This is a genomic window from Streptomyces sp. ITFR-6 (genome assembly GCF_031844725.1).
Lineage (GTDB): Bacteria > Actinomycetota > Actinomycetes > Streptomycetales > Streptomycetaceae > Streptomyces.
The window spans coordinates 183434-198559 of the sequence record NZ_CP134614.1 but is presented as its reverse complement, the minus strand read 5'-3'; the positions used below and the strand labels follow the sequence as shown (position 1 = coordinate 198559).

General features: G+C 70.6%; 14 protein-coding genes. 5 read left to right on the top strand and 9 right to left on the bottom strand.

The window, feature by feature from the left end; all coding sequences use genetic code 11:
- Genes RLT59_RS38810 through rfbB form a run of 4 tightly spaced genes read left to right on the top strand, consistent with a single transcriptional unit; the run spans position 1 to position 3445 of the window.
- Positions 1–309: a ferredoxin gene (locus RLT59_RS38810; RefSeq protein WP_073737856.1), complete on the top strand. Its 309-nt coding sequence runs from the start codon at positions 1–3 to the stop codon at positions 307–309.
- Positions 309–1214, top strand: coding sequence for a menaquinone biosynthetic enzyme MqnA/MqnD family protein (locus tag RLT59_RS38805; protein WP_311308176.1), 906 nt, complete (start codon positions 309–311; stop codon positions 1212–1214). Before RLT59_RS38810 ends, RLT59_RS38805 begins: the two co-directional genes overlap by 1 nt.
- Positions 1215–1262: 48 nt before the next feature.
- Positions 1263–2468, top strand: a complete 1206-nt coding sequence (gene mqnC, locus RLT59_RS38800; protein ID WP_311308175.1) for a cyclic dehypoxanthinyl futalosine synthase — start codon at positions 1263–1265, stop codon at positions 2466–2468.
- Between the two features lie 14 nt (positions 2469–2482).
- Positions 2483–3445 (top strand): dTDP-glucose 4,6-dehydratase, encoded by a 963-nt coding sequence (rfbB, locus tag RLT59_RS38795; protein ID WP_311308174.1) that lies wholly within the window; start codon positions 2483–2485, stop codon positions 3443–3445.
- Between the two features lie 83 nt (positions 3446–3528).
- On the opposite strand, the gene RLT59_RS38790 is transcribed toward rfbB, so the two are convergent.
- The 5 genes from RLT59_RS38790 to RLT59_RS38770 are packed head-to-tail and all read right to left on the bottom strand — an operon-like array spanning position 3529 to position 9467.
- The gene (locus tag RLT59_RS38790; RefSeq protein WP_311308173.1) at positions 3529–4758 is read right to left on the bottom strand and encodes a cytochrome P450; all 1230 of its coding nucleotides are present in this window, start codon (positions 4756–4758) and stop codon (positions 3529–3531) included.
- Positions 4755–6008, bottom strand: coding sequence for a macrolide family glycosyltransferase (locus RLT59_RS38785; protein WP_311308172.1), 1254 nt, complete (start codon positions 6006–6008; stop codon positions 4755–4757). The genes RLT59_RS38790 and RLT59_RS38785 overlap by 4 nt, the downstream gene beginning before the upstream one ends.
- Positions 6005–7222: a macrolide family glycosyltransferase gene (locus RLT59_RS38780; protein WP_311308171.1), complete on the bottom strand. Its 1218-nt coding sequence runs from the start codon at positions 7220–7222 to the stop codon at positions 6005–6007. Before RLT59_RS38780 ends, RLT59_RS38785 begins: the two co-directional genes overlap by 4 nt.
- Entirely contained in the window at positions 7219–8157 is a 939-nt protein-coding gene (gene rfbA / locus RLT59_RS38775) for a glucose-1-phosphate thymidylyltransferase RfbA (RefSeq protein ID WP_311308170.1), read from the bottom strand. Before rfbA ends, RLT59_RS38780 begins: the two co-directional genes overlap by 4 nt.
- On the bottom strand, positions 8154–9467 hold the full coding sequence (locus tag RLT59_RS38770) for a macrolide family glycosyltransferase (RefSeq protein ID WP_311308169.1): 1314 nt from the start codon (positions 9465–9467) through the stop codon (positions 8154–8156). Before RLT59_RS38770 ends, rfbA begins: the two co-directional genes overlap by 4 nt.
- A 140-nt stretch (positions 9468–9607) precedes the next feature.
- On the opposite strand from RLT59_RS38770, the gene RLT59_RS38765 reads away from it, so the two are divergent.
- Positions 9608–11254 (top strand): beta-N-acetylhexosaminidase, encoded by a 1647-nt coding sequence (locus RLT59_RS38765; RefSeq protein WP_311308168.1) that lies wholly within the window; start codon positions 9608–9610, stop codon positions 11252–11254.
- 93 nt (positions 11255–11347) lie between these two features.
- Here the strand turns inward: RLT59_RS38765 and RLT59_RS38760 are convergent, their stop codons facing one another.
- The 4 genes from RLT59_RS38760 to RLT59_RS38745 form a co-directional block, all read right to left on the bottom strand.
- Complete coding sequence (locus RLT59_RS38760) at positions 11348–12085, bottom strand: FkbM family methyltransferase (RefSeq protein ID WP_311308167.1); 738 nt, start codon at positions 12083–12085, stop codon at positions 11348–11350.
- A gap of 143 nt (positions 12086–12228) precedes the next feature.
- Positions 12229–13329 (bottom strand): DegT/DnrJ/EryC1/StrS family aminotransferase, encoded by a 1101-nt coding sequence (locus RLT59_RS38755; RefSeq protein WP_311308217.1) that lies wholly within the window; start codon positions 13327–13329, stop codon positions 12229–12231.
- A 29-nt stretch (positions 13330–13358) separates the two neighbouring features.
- Positions 13359–13802: a sugar 3,4-ketoisomerase gene (locus RLT59_RS38750; RefSeq protein ID WP_073737845.1), complete on the bottom strand. Its 444-nt coding sequence runs from the start codon at positions 13800–13802 to the stop codon at positions 13359–13361.
- Positions 13803–13874: 72 nt separating this feature from the next.
- Positions 13875–15095, bottom strand: a complete 1221-nt coding sequence (locus RLT59_RS38745) for an aminotransferase class I/II-fold pyridoxal phosphate-dependent enzyme (protein WP_311308166.1) — start codon at positions 15093–15095, stop codon at positions 13875–13877.
- Between the last annotated feature and the right edge of the window lie 31 nt (positions 15096–15126).

The window sequence follows — 15126 nt, the reverse complement described above, 5'->3', positions numbered from 1 at the left end:
ATGACCGTACGGGACGAGGACCTCCGGGGCGACGCCCTTGAGGTCTGGATCGACCAGGACCTGTGCACGGGCGACGGGATCTGCAGCCAGTACGCGCCCGACGTCTTCGAACTCGACATCGACGGCCTGGCCTACGTCAGGACCGCGGACGGCGATCTGCTCCAGGAGACGGGTGCCACGGTTCTCGTGCCCACCATCGCCCTGCGCGACGTCACCGACTCGGTGAAGGAGTGCCCGGGGGCCTGTATCCATGTGCGCCGGGTCAGTGACGGAGCCGAGGTCCTCGGACCGGACGCGGCGGACGACTGATGGCCTTGCTCACCGGCCGACGGCCGGTCCGGAGCGCCGCGTCGGCCGCGCCCGTCCGGCCCCGGGTCGGACACATCGACTTCCTCAACTGCCTGCCGCTGTTCTGGGGACTGGCCCGCACCGGCAGCCTGCTCGACCTCGATCTGCACCAGGACTCGCCCGAGCGCCTCAGCGACGCCCTGGTCGCCGGTGAGCTGGACATCAGCCCGATCAGCGTCATGGAGTACCTGCGCCACGCCGACGAGCTGGTGGTGCTACCCGATATCGCGGTCGGCGCGGACGGGCCGGTGATGTCCTGTCTGCTGCTCAGCAAGGTGCCGCTGGACCAGCTCGACGGTGTCCCGCTCGCCTGCACCACCGCCAGCCGCACCACCGTGCGCCTGGCCGAGCTGCTGCTCACCGAGTCGGTCGGGGTGCGGCCCGAGTACTTCAGCTGCCCGCCCGACCTGCCGACCATGATGGCCGGAGCACCGGCGGCCGTGGTGATCGGGGACGCCGCGCTGCGCGCCTCCCTCCTCCAGGCCGACACCTTCGGGTTCCAGGTGTACGACCTGGCCGAGATGTGGCGGGAGTGGACCGGGCTGCCGTTCGTCTTCGCGGTGTTCGCGGCCCGGCGAGAGTTCGCCGACGAGCACCCGCAGCTGGTCCGTGAGGTGCACTCGGGCTTCCTCGCCTCGCGCGAGCTCTTCCTCGACGAGATCGACGTGGTCTGTCACAAGGCGGCCCGCTGGGCCGAGTTCGACTTCGAGACCCTCAAGCGCTACTACATGTCCGCGCTCGACTTCGGTCTGGGCGAGCGTCAGCTCGCCGGCCTTCGCGAGTTCGCCCGCCGGGTCGGCGGCCAGGACGCCGGCTTCGCACCCGATCTGAGAATCCGCCTGCTGGACACCGGGCCCGCCGCCTAGGCCTCTCCGCCCGGCGACTCGATCCATCCGAAACAGAAAGGTGGCCCGATGGCCATCCCGACCAGTCATCTCACCGCTGCTCTGGACCGTGCCGCCGCCGGAGGCCGCCTCACGCCCGGCGAGGCACTGGAGCTCTACCGCCACGCACCGCTGCACGCCCTCGGCCAGGCCGCGGACGCCGTGCGCCGCCATCGCTACGCCGGCCAGGAGAACCTGGCGACGTACATCATCGAGCGCAACATCAACTACACCAACGTCTGTGTGACCGCCTGCAAGTTCTGTGCCTTCTACGCTCCGCCCAAGGACACCGAGCGCGGCTGGAGCCGGGACCTCGATGACATCCTGCGCCGGTGCGCGGAGACCGTGGAGCTGGGCGGCACCCAGATCATGTTCCAGGGCGGACACCACCCCGACTACGGCGTCGACTACTACGAGGGCATGTTCTCCGCCATCAAGGAGAACTACCCCCAACTGGTGATCCACTCGCTGGGCGCCTCCGAGGTCGCGCACATGGCGAAGGTCTCCGGAGTCACGGTCGAGGAGGCGATCACCCGCATCCGGGACGCCGGTCTCGACTCGTTCGCCGGCGCCGGCGCCGAGCTGCTGCCGGCCCGCGCCCGTACCGCGATCGCCCCGCTGAAGGAGTCGGGCGAGCGCTGGCTGGAGATCATGGAGATTGCGCACGGCCTCGGCCTGGAGTCCACCACCACGATGCTGATGGGCACCGGTGAGACCAACGCCGAGCGCATCGAGCACCTGAGCATGATCCGCGACGTGCAGGACCGCACCGGCGGCTTCCGCGCCTTCATCCCGTACACCTACCAGCCGGAGAACAACAAGCTGCGCGGGCGCACCCAGGCCACCTCGCTGGAGTACCTGCGCGTGATCGCCATCGCGCGGCTCTTCCTCGACAACGTGGCGCACATCCAGGGCTCCTGGCTCACCACGGGCAAGGAGATGGGGCAGCTGACCCTGCACTACGGCGCGGACGACCTCGGCTCGGTGATGCTGGAGGAGAACGTCGTCTCCTCTGCCGGGGCCAAGCACCGCTCGAACCTGCCCGAGCTCCTCGAACTGATCCGCGGCGCCGACCGCACACCGGCGCAGCGCAACACCACGTACGAGATCCTCCGGGTGCACGACGATCCCGCGGCCGACCCGGCCGACGAGCGGGTCGTCTCGCACATCTCCTCGGTCGTGGATTCCGGCGAGGGCGTCCGCCGCCGCTCACTGAAGGTCCTGCCGGTCAGCTGAGGAGACGCGTCGACGTGAAAGTTTTTGTCACAGGCGGAGCCGGCTTCATCGGCTCGCAGTACGTGCGGGCGATGCTCGCCGGCGAGTACGCCGGGTACGAGGACGCCGAGGTCACCGTCTTCGACCTGCTCACCTACGCGGGCACCACGGCGAACCTGCCGCTCGGGCACGAGCGGCTGACCTTCGTCCAGGGGGACATCCGGGACGAGGCCGCCCTGGAGGAGGCACTGCCCGGGCACGACGTGGTGGTGCACTTCGCCGCCGAGTCGCACGTGGACCGGTCGGTCACCGGCGCGGTCCCGTTCGCCTCGACCAACGTGGTCGGCACCCAGCAGCTCCTGGACAGCTGCGCCCGGTACGACGTGGCGACCGTGCTGTGCGTGTCCACGGACGAGGTGTACGGCTCCATCGAGACCGGATCGTGGGACGAGCACGAGCCGCTGCAGCCCAACTCGCCGTACGCGGCGTCCAAGGCCGGCAGCGACCTGCTGGCCTTGGCCTGCCGGCGCACCCACGGCCTGGACATCCGGCTCACCCGCTGCTCCAACAACTACGGCCCCTACCAGAACGCCGAGAAGCTCATCCCGCTGTTCATCACCAACCTGCTGCGCGGCAGGCCCGTGCCGCTGTACGGCGACGGGAGCAACGTGCGCGAGTGGCTGCACGTGGCCGACCACTGCACCGCGCTGCAGCTGGTGCTCACCGACGGGGAGCCGGGCGAGGTCTACAACATCGGCAGCGGCGTCGAGGTCACCAACGTCTCGATCGCGCGGCGCCTGGTCGAACTGTGCGGCGCCGACCCGTCGCTGATCCAGCGGGTCGCCGACCGCAAGGGCCACGACCTGAGGTATTCGCTCGACTTCAGCAAGATCACGAAGCTCGGCTTCACTCCGGCGATCGAGTTCACCGCCGGTCTGGAGAGCACGGTGGAGTGGTACCGCGCCCATCCGGAGCGGTGGCCCGCGCCGGCCGGCTGACCGGCCGGGACCACGCAGTCGGCGGCCGCCGGACCAATCAGTGATCCGGCGGCCGCCGCGCGTGCGCCGCCATGGGCGGGGTGTCAGTCGCCGGTGTCCTCGCCCCGGGCGACCAGGAGCTCGTGCACCCCGTAGTGGAGCATGTCCGAGCGCAGCGGGACCTCGCCGGCGGGCGTGGCCGGCCGCAGGTCGGGGAAGCGGTCGAACAGCATCGGCAGGGCGATGCGCAGCGTGCCGCGCGCCAGGTTCTGGCCGATGCACTGGTGCTCGCCGTGCCCGAAGGCCACGTGGCCCTGGGCGGAGGCGGTGATGTCCAGCCGGTCCGGGTCCTCGAAGTGCTCAGGGTCCCGGTTCGCGGCGGGCAGTGCCAGGACCACGGTGTCGCCGGCCTTGATCCGGACGCCGTTCAGCTCCACGTCCGCCAGCGCGGCGCGGCTCGCCCCGAGGTGGGAGATGGTGAGGTAGCGCAGCAGCTGCTCCACCGCGTTGTCCGTGAGTTCCGGGCGGGCCCGCAGCAGCGCGAGCTGGTCGGGATGGTCCAGGAGTGCGAACGTGCCGAGCGCCAGCATGTTGGCCGTCGTGTCGAAACCGCCGCCGAGCAGGGCCCAGGTGATGTTCACGATCTCCTCGTCGGTGAGCTCCTCACTGACGAGCTCACCGATCAGGCCCGTGCCGGGTGCGGCGCGCTCGGCCGTGACCAGCTCCTGGAGGGTCTCGCCGATGACCGTGCAGGCGGTGATCAGCTCCTCGACCGTGTAGTGCATCCGGGACATGACGGCCAGGTGCCGGGCGAGCGGTTCGCGTACCGCGTCGGGCACGCCGAGCATCTCGCACATCACCCGGACCGTGAGCGGCTCCGCGAAGGCGGTCACCAGGTCCACCGGCCCGGCGGACCTGGCCATCGCGTCGAGGTGCTCCCCGGTCAGCCGGCTGATCATCGGGGTGAGGCGGGCGACCGCCCGCATGGTGAAACGACGGGTCAGCAGCCGCCGGTAGCGGGAGTGACCGGGCTGGTCCATCTTGATGAAGGCGCCCGGCGCGGCGGGCGGCGGGCTGTACTCGGTCATCGGGAACGGCGGCGGGATCGGCAGGCCGATCAGCTCGTTGCGGTGGCTGAACCGCCGGTCGCTCAGTACGGACCGCACGTCGGAGAGCCGGGTGACCAGCCACCCTGCCCCCTCACCCGGGCCGACGGTCAGCTCCAGCGGAGCGACCGGGCACCGCTCGCGCAGCTCCGCGTACTCGGGGGGCGGGTCGAAGGGGCACTTCCTCGCCGACGGCAGGGTGACCGGTGCGTCCGGTGTCCGGGTCATGCCTCCTCCAGGGGCCGTGCGTAGAGCCGCTGCTCGATCGCGTCGGCCGCTGTCCCGGCGCCGCCGGCCGACCGGACGTGCCGGCTCATCTCCCGGACGCGCTCACGCAGCGCGGTGTCGGCCGCGACCTCCAGCACCGCGTTGCGCAGGGTCTCCACGGACGCGTCCTCGCGCCGCACCACCCGGGCCAGGCCCAGCTCGGTCAGCCGCCGCGCGTTGACGTGCTGCTCCGGGTGATGGGGCACGACGACCATCGGTACCGCGGCCCGCAGCGCCTCCAGGATGCTGCCCATGCCCGACTGGCACAGCAGGACCGAGGCGTGCGGCAGGACCTCGGCCAGCGGGACCCAGGGGTGCGCCTCCACGTGCGGCGGCAGCGGACCGAGCTCCTCGGGGGAGACGCGCTTGCCGAGTGCGAGCACCGTGTGCCACGGCAGACCGGCGAAGGCCTCGACGCACTGGCGGAAGAAGTCGGGGTGGTTGTTCACGGTGGTGCCGAGCGAGACGAGTACCACCGGCCGTCCGTCTGCCGGGGGCTGCCACGCCGGGCCGCCGTCCGGCGTCGCCGCCTGTGTCGTCGGTCCGACGAACACCTGGTGCTCGTCGAAGGTGGCGCCGGCGAACTGGAACTCCCTCGGCACGAACGCGACCGTGAACTCCTCGTGGCCGTAGAACAGTTCGGCCTGCTGCTCCTCGCGCAGCCCGCTGCCGGCCACGATCTCCTTGAGCCGCTGCGTGAACGCGACGATCGCCGGGTGCGCCGGATCGATCTGCCCGGCGAACTCCTGGTGCTGCTCGGAGAGGTTGAAGTGCTCGTTCGAGATGAAGGTCGGGGACAGCTGCACGCTGGGCCGTCCCCAGCGCGCGGCCAGCAGCCGCCCGGTCAGCCACAGGGTCGTGTCGTAGGCGACGGCGTCGGGCAGGTCGTCCGCGAAGCACGCCTCGATCGACGGGAGCACCGCGGTGCTCCCGTCGAGCAGTTTCAGCGGGGCCCGCGCGCACTCGTCGGCGTCGATGACGTCCGGCGGCGGGTCCGAGGACAGCGGCGGCTCGTACAGGCGCGCCTGTGCGCCCGTCGCCCGGACCCGGTCCATGAACTCCTCGGTCGCGAAACAGGTCACCCGGTGGCCGCGTGCCACGAGTTCCGCGACCACCGGGAGCACCGGCACCATGTGCCCGAAGGCCGGATAGGGAAGGAAGGCGAGGTGCAGGGGCCGGCCCTGCGGGCCCCCGCGGGACGTGTCGGTCACGACGCGGCCAGCCTGGACTCGATGGTGTCGGCGGCGAGCGAGGGGCCCCGGCGGGCGGCGATGCTCTCGGACAGCGCCCGTACCCGTCCCCGGGTCTCCCGGTCCTCGGAGAGGTCCAGGACCGCGCCGCGCAGCACCTGCGCGTCGAGTGCGTCCGGCGCGATGGCCCGGCCCAGGCCCAGTTCGGCGACGCGTGCGGCCACCAGGTCCTGCTCGCCGGTGCGGGGCACCACGACGGGCGGCACACCGAAGGCGAGTGCCTCCATGGTGCTGCCCATCCCGGCGTGCGAGACGAAGGCCGAGGCCTGCGAGAGGACCGACAGCTGGGGCACCCAGGGCGCGGCCTCGACGTTCGGCGGGAGCGGCCCGAGGTCGTCCGCGGTGACCAGTCCGCCGAGCGACATGACGATGTGCCAGGGCAGATCCGCCAGCGCGGCGAGCGCGTCGCGGTAGAAGGCCGCCTGGTTCTCGTACCCGAAGCTGCCCAGGGCGACGAGCGCCACCGGGCGCCCGTCCTCCGGGCGCCGCCAGTCGCCCTGCAGGGCCCGGTCCCCGATGCACGGCCCGACGAAGACGTGCCGTGCATCGAACGTCTCGGTTCCCGGCTGGAACTCGGGCGCCACGAAGACGACGGTCCGCTCCTCGGCGGCGCCGGTGAACTCCTCGTTCGACACGTCACCGAGTCCGTGGGCGTCCAGCGTGGAGCGCAGCAGGTCCTGGTACTCGGCCAGGGCCGGGTGGCCGGGGTCGGGCGGGGACATGCCCGCGGCGAGAGCGGCGTACGGGTTGCAGGTCTCGCTGACCACGAACGTGGTCGCGGTCATGACCGAGGGCAGCTGCCACCTGCGCGCCAGCAGCCGGCCGGTGGGGTAGCCGAACGCGTCGTAGACCATCAGGTCCGGGCGGTCGTCACCGAGCAGCTTCTCCACGTCGTGGAGCGGTGTGAACGACTCCTTGAGGTGCCCGACCGCCGCCTGGGCCATGTCGTCCCCGGTGATCTTCGCCGGGATGGCCACCGTGTTCCACGACTTCGGTACGACGGACTCGTACCGGATCACCTCGGCGCCGGTCGCGGCGACCACGTCCGCGAACTGGTCCGCGACCACGTACGTCACCCGGTTGCCGCGGCGCACCAGTTCGGCGACGACCGGCAGCGTGGGGTTCACATGGCCGTGTGCCGCGTAGTTGAAGAAGGCTATGTGGCGGCCGCTCATCGAAGGCCCACCGTCTCGCGCTGTTCCGCCCACGGGGTGAACACCGGCTCCGGGCGCCGGGACTCGATGTCCTTGCGCGCGATGTCCATGACGTACTCGCCGTAGCCGGACTTGGGCAGCCGTGCGCCGCGCCGGTGGCAGGCCTCGGCGTCGATGAAGCCGCGCCGCAGGGCGATCTCCTCCAGGCAGGCGATCCGCACGCCCTGGCGGCGCTCCAGTACCTGGACGTATTGGCCCGCTTCGATGAGCGAGTCGTGGGTTCCGGTGTCCAGCCAGGCGAAGCCCCGGCCGAGATCGATCACCTTCGCCTTGCCTTCGCGCTGGTAGTGCCGGATGACGTCGGTGATCTCCAGCTCGCCGCGCGCAGAGGGCACCAGGTCCTTGGCGATGTCCAGGGCCTGGTTGTCGAAGAAGTACAGCCCGGTGATGGCGCGGTCGGTGCGCGGACGGACCGGCTTCTCCTCGATGGCGATGAGCCTGCCGTGTGCGTCGACCTCGCCCACGCCGTAGCGCTCCGGGTCGGACACGTGGTAGCCGAACAGGACGCAGCCGTCCAGATCGCGGCGGCTGTCCTGGAGGAAGCCGGACATGCCGGGGCCGTAGAAGATGTTGTCGCCGAGGATCAGCGCGATCGAGTCGTCGCCGATGAAGTCGGCGCCGATGATGAACGCCTCGGGCAGCCCGTTGGGCTCCTGCTGCACCGCGTAGCTGAGCCGCAGGCCCAGTTCGGAGCCGTCACCGAGGAGGCGCTGGAACAGCGGCTGGTCCTCGGGCGTCGAGATGATGAGGATGTCCTGGATGTCCGCGAGCATGAGCACGGACAGCGGGTAGTAGATCATCGGCTTGTCGTAGACGGGGAGCAGTTGCTTGGAGACGGCGAGGGTCACGGGGTGCAGGCGCGTTCCGGCGCCCCCGGCGAGGATGATGCCCTTCATGGGTGAGTCACTTCCGTAGGTGGCGCGTGGTGGGTGCGTGGACGTTCGGGGCGACGCATCAGGCCCTCGACGACATCGGCTCCGCGGGAGGCGCCCCCCGCCTCGCGCACGTGCCGGCGCATGGCGGCCACGGCCGCCGCTGCCCGGGAGCCGTTGACGACCTCGTCGACCGCCGTGCGCAGCGCGGCCGGATCGGCGGACTCCCGCAGCAGGACGCGTCCCAGATCGAGGTCGGCGGCCTGCCGGGCGATGACCCGCTGGTCGATGTGGAACGGCACGAGCACCATCGGGACCCCGTGGGCCACCGACTCCATGACGCTGCCCATCCCCGCGTGGGTGATGAACGCGGCGGCGTGCCGGAGGACTTCGGGGTGCCGGAGCCACTGGTGGGTCTCCACGTTCGCGGGCAGCGGCCCCAGCTCATCGGCGGTGACGCGGTGGCCGAGGGTCACCACGACGTGCCACGGCGAGTCGGCCAGCGCCTGGATGCAGAAACGCAGGAAGGCGGCCTGGTCGGGGGTGTACGAGCTGCCCAGGGACAGCAGCACGACCCGGCGCCCGTCCGGTGGCTGCCAGCCGCCGGTGTCCGGGGCGGCGTCGTCGGACGGGTCGGCCAGGCAGGGGCCGACGAACGCGAACCGGTCGTCGAAGGTCTCCGCGGCCGGCTGGAACGCCTTGGGCAGGAACACGATGTTGTCGCCGTGCTCCGCGCCGAAGCCGTCGAGCGGGGAGCCGTCCAGCCGGTGTTCGGTGAACAGCCGCCCCTTGCCCGCGACGAACTCGGCGATGGCCGGATCGTGCGGGTCGATCGGCTCCGGCGGTGGCCCCGTGACCTCCTGGCTCTGGCGGTCGGACATCGAGAAGCCGGGGCCGGAGGCGATGGTCGGGCACAGCTGGAGCACCGGGACGTCCCAGGCGCGGGCCAGCAGCCGGGCGGCCTCGGAGGCCGCGAGGTCATGGGCGAGCACATCGGGCCGGTCGCCGTCGAAGCGGGCCAGCGCCGTCTCCAGTGGGGCGATGGCCTCCTCGAAGAAGGCGAGGATGTTCTCCACCGCCGAGCCGGTCGGCCCGTCGGCCCAGGGGAAGCGCGACGGGTAGACCACGGCCTCCGCGCCACTGCTCCGGGCCAGTTCGGCGAAGCGTTCCGTGACGAAGCAGGTGACCCGGTGCCCGCGTCTCACCAGCTCGGTCATCAGGGGCACGGCGGGCGCGATGTGCGCGTACGCGGGGAAGGTGCAGACACCCACGTGGCCGCGCCGGGTGGTTGTCTGCCGGTGCTGGGATCCGTCCTGAGCCGGTCGTCCGTTCACGGCGTGAGTATGTACACGTCCGCGTGTCGCCTTCGAGGGACCGGAGCGAAAACTAGGGCTCCCGCTAGACCGTGTTGTCCAAGCTGGTTGTCGATGGGATTCAGGACATCAGGCCCCTCGACAGAGAGACACAGGCACAGATGAACACATACGCAAGTCCACCCGGGCGCCGCCTCGTACGCCGTGCGAAGGGGACGGTCATCGCGGTCGTGGTGGTGACGGCGGCCATGCTGACCACGACCGCGTCTGCAGGCAGCCCGCCCAGGGCGACCGGCGCCGTACCGCTCACCCAGGTCGTCCCGCAGCCCGCCGAGGTCCACACGACCACCGGTGTCGCCTTCGACCTGGATTCGGACGACGCGGTCTACACGACCGCCGGCTCCAAGGACGCGGGCGAGGCCGCCACGTTCCTCACCGGACTGCTGCGCAAGCCCACCGGCTACGCACTTCCGGTGCGCAAGCTGGCAGCCGGGGCCAAGCCGTCGGGCATCGTGCTCGCCCTCGGCGGCGACAACACGGTGACGAAGCCCGAGGGCTACCAGCTGGAGGTGACGTCCAAGGCCGTCACGATCCGGGCCGACGAGCGGGCGGGGCTGTTCAACGGTGTGGAGACACTGCGCCAGCTGCTTCCGGTCAAGGTCGACCGGCAGCAGCGGACGGCCGGTCCCTGGCGGGTCCAGGGCGGTGTCATCTCCGACGCGCCGCGCTACGGCTACCGGGGCGCGATGATCGATGTGGCACGGCACCACCTTCCGCCCTCGGACGTGAAGGGCTACATCGATGCCATCGCCCGGTACAAGATCAACTATCTGCATCTGCACCTGATCGACGACCAGGGCTGGCGCATCGAGATCAAGTCCTGGCCGGAACTCGCCAAGATCGGTGGCAGCACCGGCACCGGCGGGATGCTCGGCGGCTACTACACGCAGGAGCAGTACAAGGACCTCGTCGCCTACGCCTGGGCGCAGGGTGTCACGGTGATCCCGGAGATCGAGGGCCCCAGCCACATGCACTCGGCGCTCGCCTCGTACGCGAAGCTGACCTGTGACGGCAAGCCGCTGGAGCCGTACACCGACTGGGTGAACAGCCCCGACGGCAAGCTGTGCCTCGACAACCCGACCACGTTCGAGTTCCTCGACGAGGTGATAGGCGAGATCGCGGCGCTCACCCCCGGTCCGTACATCCACATCGGCGGCGACGAGGCGCACGAGCGGCCGCAGGCCGAGATGGACGCCTACATCGAGAAGGTCGCCAAGCTGGTCGAGAAGCACGGCAAGAAGGTGTTCGGCTGGCAGGAGGCGGCCGGTTCGCTCGACCCGTCGAAGTCGATGACCGAGTTCTGGGCCGCCGGCATCAACGACGACCAGATGCTCGCCGCGGCCAAGGGCGGCGGCAAGTTCGTGATGGCGCCCGCGAGCAACGCCTACCTCGACATGAAGTACAACGACGCCCTGCCCGAGTACCCCGTAGGCAACTCCTGGGCGGGCACGTCCACGGTGGAGGACTCCTACGACTGGAAGCCGGAGACCCAGCTCGCCGGCCTTCCGGAGTCCTCGATCACCGGTGTCGAGGCGCCGCTGTGGACGGAGACGGTGTTCGGCATCAACCAGCTGGAGAACCTCGCGTTCCCCAGGCTCCTGTCGATCGCCGAGATCGGCTGGGCGAAGGCGTCCGCGCACAACTGGGACAACTTCAAGGTACGGCTGGCGGCCCAGGGGCCGCGGCTGCGTGAGGCACGTGTGAACTACTACCTCGCGCCCGACGTGCCGTGGCCGCTCGGCAGCTGATCACCGAACCCTGACACGAAGTCGGCGCAGGGGCCCGGCGGATTCTTCCGCCGGGCCCCTGCGCCGCGTTGCTGTCCGTGCTCGCGTCCGCCCTCAGGGGCGAACGGCGTGCACCATGTAGTAGTGGTCCTCCGCGTCGGTGAGCGGGGCCTGCTGGGGGGTGACCTCGAAGCCGTTGGAGCGCAGGATGCCGCAGACCCGCTCCAGCTGGTCGTCGAGGTCCGCGACCTCGACGACGGCCTGCCGGATGCGCGGCCACTGGGCCGCGTCGATACCGAGCAGCACATCGGCCTCTGCACCCTCCACGTCGACCTTCAGCAGGTCGATGTCCCGGTCCTGGGGCAGGTAGGCCGCGAGGCGCTCGACGTCGACGGTGACCTCTTGCGCGAAGTACATCTGGTCGGCCAGGGCCCGGTCGGACAGCTGGGCCATCTGCGCCTTCGGCTGCTCCTTGATCTCCGGATACCTGGTGGAGTTCGCGGGGAGCATGGGGAAGAACGAGAAGGTGACACCCGACTCCGGCTTGCTGCCGAGAGCCGTGCGGTGCAGGGTCACGTCGTCGAGACCGTGCAGTTCCATGTTCTTGCCGAAGAGCTCGATGGAGTCCGGCATCGGTTCGAAGGAGATCACCTCCGCGCCCGGGTACTTGTCCTTGATGAACAGGACGAACATGCCGATGTTCCCGCCGACGTCGAAAACGAGCGGGCTGTCGGGGAGTTCGAGTCCGCTGTAGCAGCCCTGCTGGAATATCTCGTCGTAGATGTACCGCGTTTCGAGGACGCTCTGCGTGTACACCTGCAAGCCGTCGCCCAGTTCGACAAGCTCCGTCACAATCGCCCCTTGGCCGACCCGATAGGTGAATGGTTCAAGGAGCGTATCCGCGCGGGGCGGGGCCTCGGGCGGTCGAGCCGGCGCATCTAGTCGAACAACTAACCCGGCGGGACCGGCGTGCTGCCGCGAGGCCCTGCAAACCCTCAGTGACCCGAGTCGGAGAGGTCCAGGACCGCGGTCCGCACGGCATCGATCACCAGGTCGACCGCGTTGTCGGGCAGATGGGGGCCGATGGGCAGGCTCAGCACCTCGTCGGCCAGCCGCTCCGTCCTCGGCAGGCCGACGGCCGGTTCGAGGCCCTGGCCCGCGTAGGCGGGCGTGCGGTGGATGGCCACCGGGTAGTGGATCAGCGTTCCCACGCCCGACTCCTCCAGCCGCCGGCACAGGGGATCGCGGAACGGGGTGCGCAGTACGTACTGGTGCCAGACGTGCTCGGTCCCGGGCGCCGTGTCCGGGGTGGCGAGGCCGGGCAGGCCGACGAACGCCTCCGTGTAGCGGCGGGCGACCGCGCGGCGCCGTTCGTTCCAGTCGTCCAGGTACGGCAGCTTCGTGGCGAGCACGGCGGACTGGATCTCGTCCAGCCGGGAGTTGCCCCCCTTCACCTCGTGCACGTACTTCTCGCGGGAGCCGTAGTTGCGCAGCAGCCGCAGCCGGCCGGCCAGCTCCGCGTCGTCGGTGACGATGGCGCCGCCGTCGCCCAGCGCGCCCAGGTTCTTGCCCGGGTAGAAACTGAAGGCCACGGCGTGCCCGCTGCCCACGAGCCGGCCGTTCCTGCGGGCACCGTGCGCCTGGGCGGCGTCCTCCAGCACGGCGAGGCCGTGCCGGTCGGCGAAGTCCCGTACCGCGTCCATGTCCTCGGGGTGCCCGTACAGGTGGACCGGCAGCACCGCGCGGGTGCGCGGGGTGACGGCCGCCTCCAGCAGGTCCGTGTCGATCAGGAACGACCCCTCGCCCGGCTCCACGGGGACCGGCCGGGCGCCGGTCGACGAGACGGCGAGCCAGGTGCCGACGAAGGTGTGCGCGGGCACGATCACCTCGTCTCCCGGACCCACCCCGAGGGCTCTGAGCGCCAGCTCCAGGGCGGCCAGGCCACTGCCCGTCGCGACGCAGTACGCGTTCTCGCAGTACGCGGCGAACGCCGCTTCGAACGCCTCCAGCTCGCGGCCCAGGATGTAGCGGCCGGACTGGGACACCCGCAGCACGGCCGCGTCGATCTCCTCCTGGACACCGGTGGCCGCGTGCATCTCGCGCAGGTCGAAGAAGGGAACCTTGGTCACGTCTGCCTCCGGCTGTCCCGCAGGAAACTCTCGTACCCGCGGTAGTAGTCCGCCTCGTCGTAGTGGTGCGACGCCAGGACGAGACAGACCCCGCCCGGAGTGAAGTCGCTGAGGTCCCGCCACACCATCGGACCGACGTACAGGGCGGTCCCCGGAGTCTCCAGACGGTGCTCGGCCTGGGTGAAGCCGTCGTCCAGGCGCAGGGTGAAGCCGCCGTGGGCGGCGATGAAGAGCTGCTCCAGCTCGCGGTGCGCGTGCCCGCCGCGGGACGCGCCACCCGTCAGATCGTGCAGGAAGTAGACCCGCCGGATCGGAAATCCGGCGGTCCACTCCGACTCCGCGATCGAAATGCAGCCGCGTTCGTCCTGATGCTGTTGGAGATCGACGTACCGGCTGGGCTTTACCCTGCCGACGTGCGTCTCCGTGGTGCTCGCTGCCATCGCAGCCACTCCTCGATCCTGTCCAGCGTGCGTCGGCACGGCTGTGTCCGGTCGTTGTCCGTGCGTTGCCCGCTACTCGTCCACGTCGGCGGTCCGGGCGCGGTGCAGCGAGGTCACCTCCGGCCCGTTGGCGACGGCGACTCGTATCGCGTCGCTGATGGTCTTGATGTCGTCGGCGCCGACCGCGGGTCCGGTCGGCAGGGCGAGCAGTTGCCCGCACAGCTCCTCGGCGTGCGGCAGTGAGCGGCCCGGGTCCTCGGCGTACGGCTGGAGCTGGTGCATGCCCTGCGAGAAGTAGGGCTGGGCCAGGATCCTCTCCGCGCGCAGGACGCCGAGCAGCAGGTCCCGGTGCAGCCCCGCGGCCGCCTCGTCCACGGTGATCATCATGTAGTGGTGGTTGTTGCGGTGCTGTGAGGCGTACTCCACCGGCCGCACACCGGGGATGCCGGCCAGCTCCGCCCGGTAGAGCTCGTAGTTGGCACGGTTGTGGATCATGGTGTCCGCGAGCGCGTCGAGGGAGGTCAGCCCCATCGCGGCCGCGGCCTCGTTCAGCTTGGCGTTGGTACCGATGTGGCCGACCCGGCCGCCCGGTCCGAACCCGAAGTTCCGCACCGCCCGCATGCGTTCGGCCAGCGCGTCGTCGTCGGTCACGATCGCGCCGCCCTCGAAGGAGTTGACGATCTTCGTGGCGTGGAAGCTGAACACCTCCGCGTTGCCGAAGCCGCCGATCGGGGTGTCGTTGTGGGTGCAGCCCAGCGCGGGAGCGGCGTCGAAGTACAGCCGGAGCCCGTTGCTCTCGGCGATCTTCTCCAGCCGCCGTACGTCGCAGGCCTGCCCCCACACGTGCACGCCGATGATGGCCCGGGTCCGGGGGGTGATCAGCGTCTCCACCTGCTCCGGGTCGATCAGTCCGGTCACCGGATCGACGTCGCAGACGACCGGCCGCAGCCCCCGCCACCCCACGGCATGGGCCGTGGCCGGGAAGGTCAGCGCCGGGACGATCACCTCGTCGCCGGGGGCGCCGCCGGTGGCCTCGTCCCCGATCAGCATCTGCAGGGCGACGGTCGCGTTGCACAGGGAGACGCAGTGCCGCACGCCCGCCAGCTCCGCCACCCGGTCCTCGAACTCGTGCATGAGTGGACCCATGTTGGACAGCCACTCGTTGTCCAGGGCCTGGTTCATCCGGTCGAGGAACCGCCGGCGGTCACCCTGGTTGGGCCTCCCCACCCGCCGGTCCTCCACGAAAGCCGGTGTCCCGCCGAACAGCGCCAGATCCTGTGTGCCGTGTTTCATCCGAACGCCCCCTCTGAAACGGCGCGGGTCA

What these genes read in the sequence shown, in the direction of transcription:
- RLT59_RS38755 (WP_311308217.1), bottom strand. Translation starts at nt 13,329, where the DNA reads ATGCACGCGGCCACCGGTGTCCAGGAGGAGATCGACGCGGCCGTGCTG.
- RLT59_RS38745 (WP_311308166.1), bottom strand. Translation starts at nt 15,095, where the DNA reads ATGAAACACGGCACACAGGATCTGGCGCTGTTCGGCGGGACACCGGCT.
- RLT59_RS38750 (WP_073737845.1), bottom strand. Translation starts at nt 13,802, where the DNA reads ATGGCAGCGAGCACCACGGAGACGCACGTCGGCAGGGTAAAGCCCAGC.
- RLT59_RS38780 (WP_311308171.1), bottom strand. Translation starts at nt 7,222, where the DNA reads ATGAGCGGCCGCCACATAGCCTTCTTCAACTACGCGGCACACGGCCAT.
- RLT59_RS38765 (WP_311308168.1), top strand. Translation starts at nt 9,608, where the DNA reads ATGAACACATACGCAAGTCCACCCGGGCGCCGCCTCGTACGCCGTGCG.
- RLT59_RS38805 (WP_311308176.1), top strand. Translation starts at nt 309, where the DNA reads ATGGCCTTGCTCACCGGCCGACGGCCGGTCCGGAGCGCCGCGTCGGCC.
- mqnC (WP_311308175.1), top strand. Translation starts at nt 1,263, where the DNA reads ATGGCCATCCCGACCAGTCATCTCACCGCTGCTCTGGACCGTGCCGCC.
- RLT59_RS38790 (WP_311308173.1), bottom strand. Translation starts at nt 4,758, where the DNA reads ATGACCCGGACACCGGACGCACCGGTCACCCTGCCGTCGGCGAGGAAG.
- rfbA (WP_311308170.1), bottom strand. Translation starts at nt 8,157, where the DNA reads ATGAAGGGCATCATCCTCGCCGGGGGCGCCGGAACGCGCCTGCACCCC.
- RLT59_RS38810 (WP_073737856.1), top strand. Translation starts at nt 1, where the DNA reads ATGACCGTACGGGACGAGGACCTCCGGGGCGACGCCCTTGAGGTCTGG.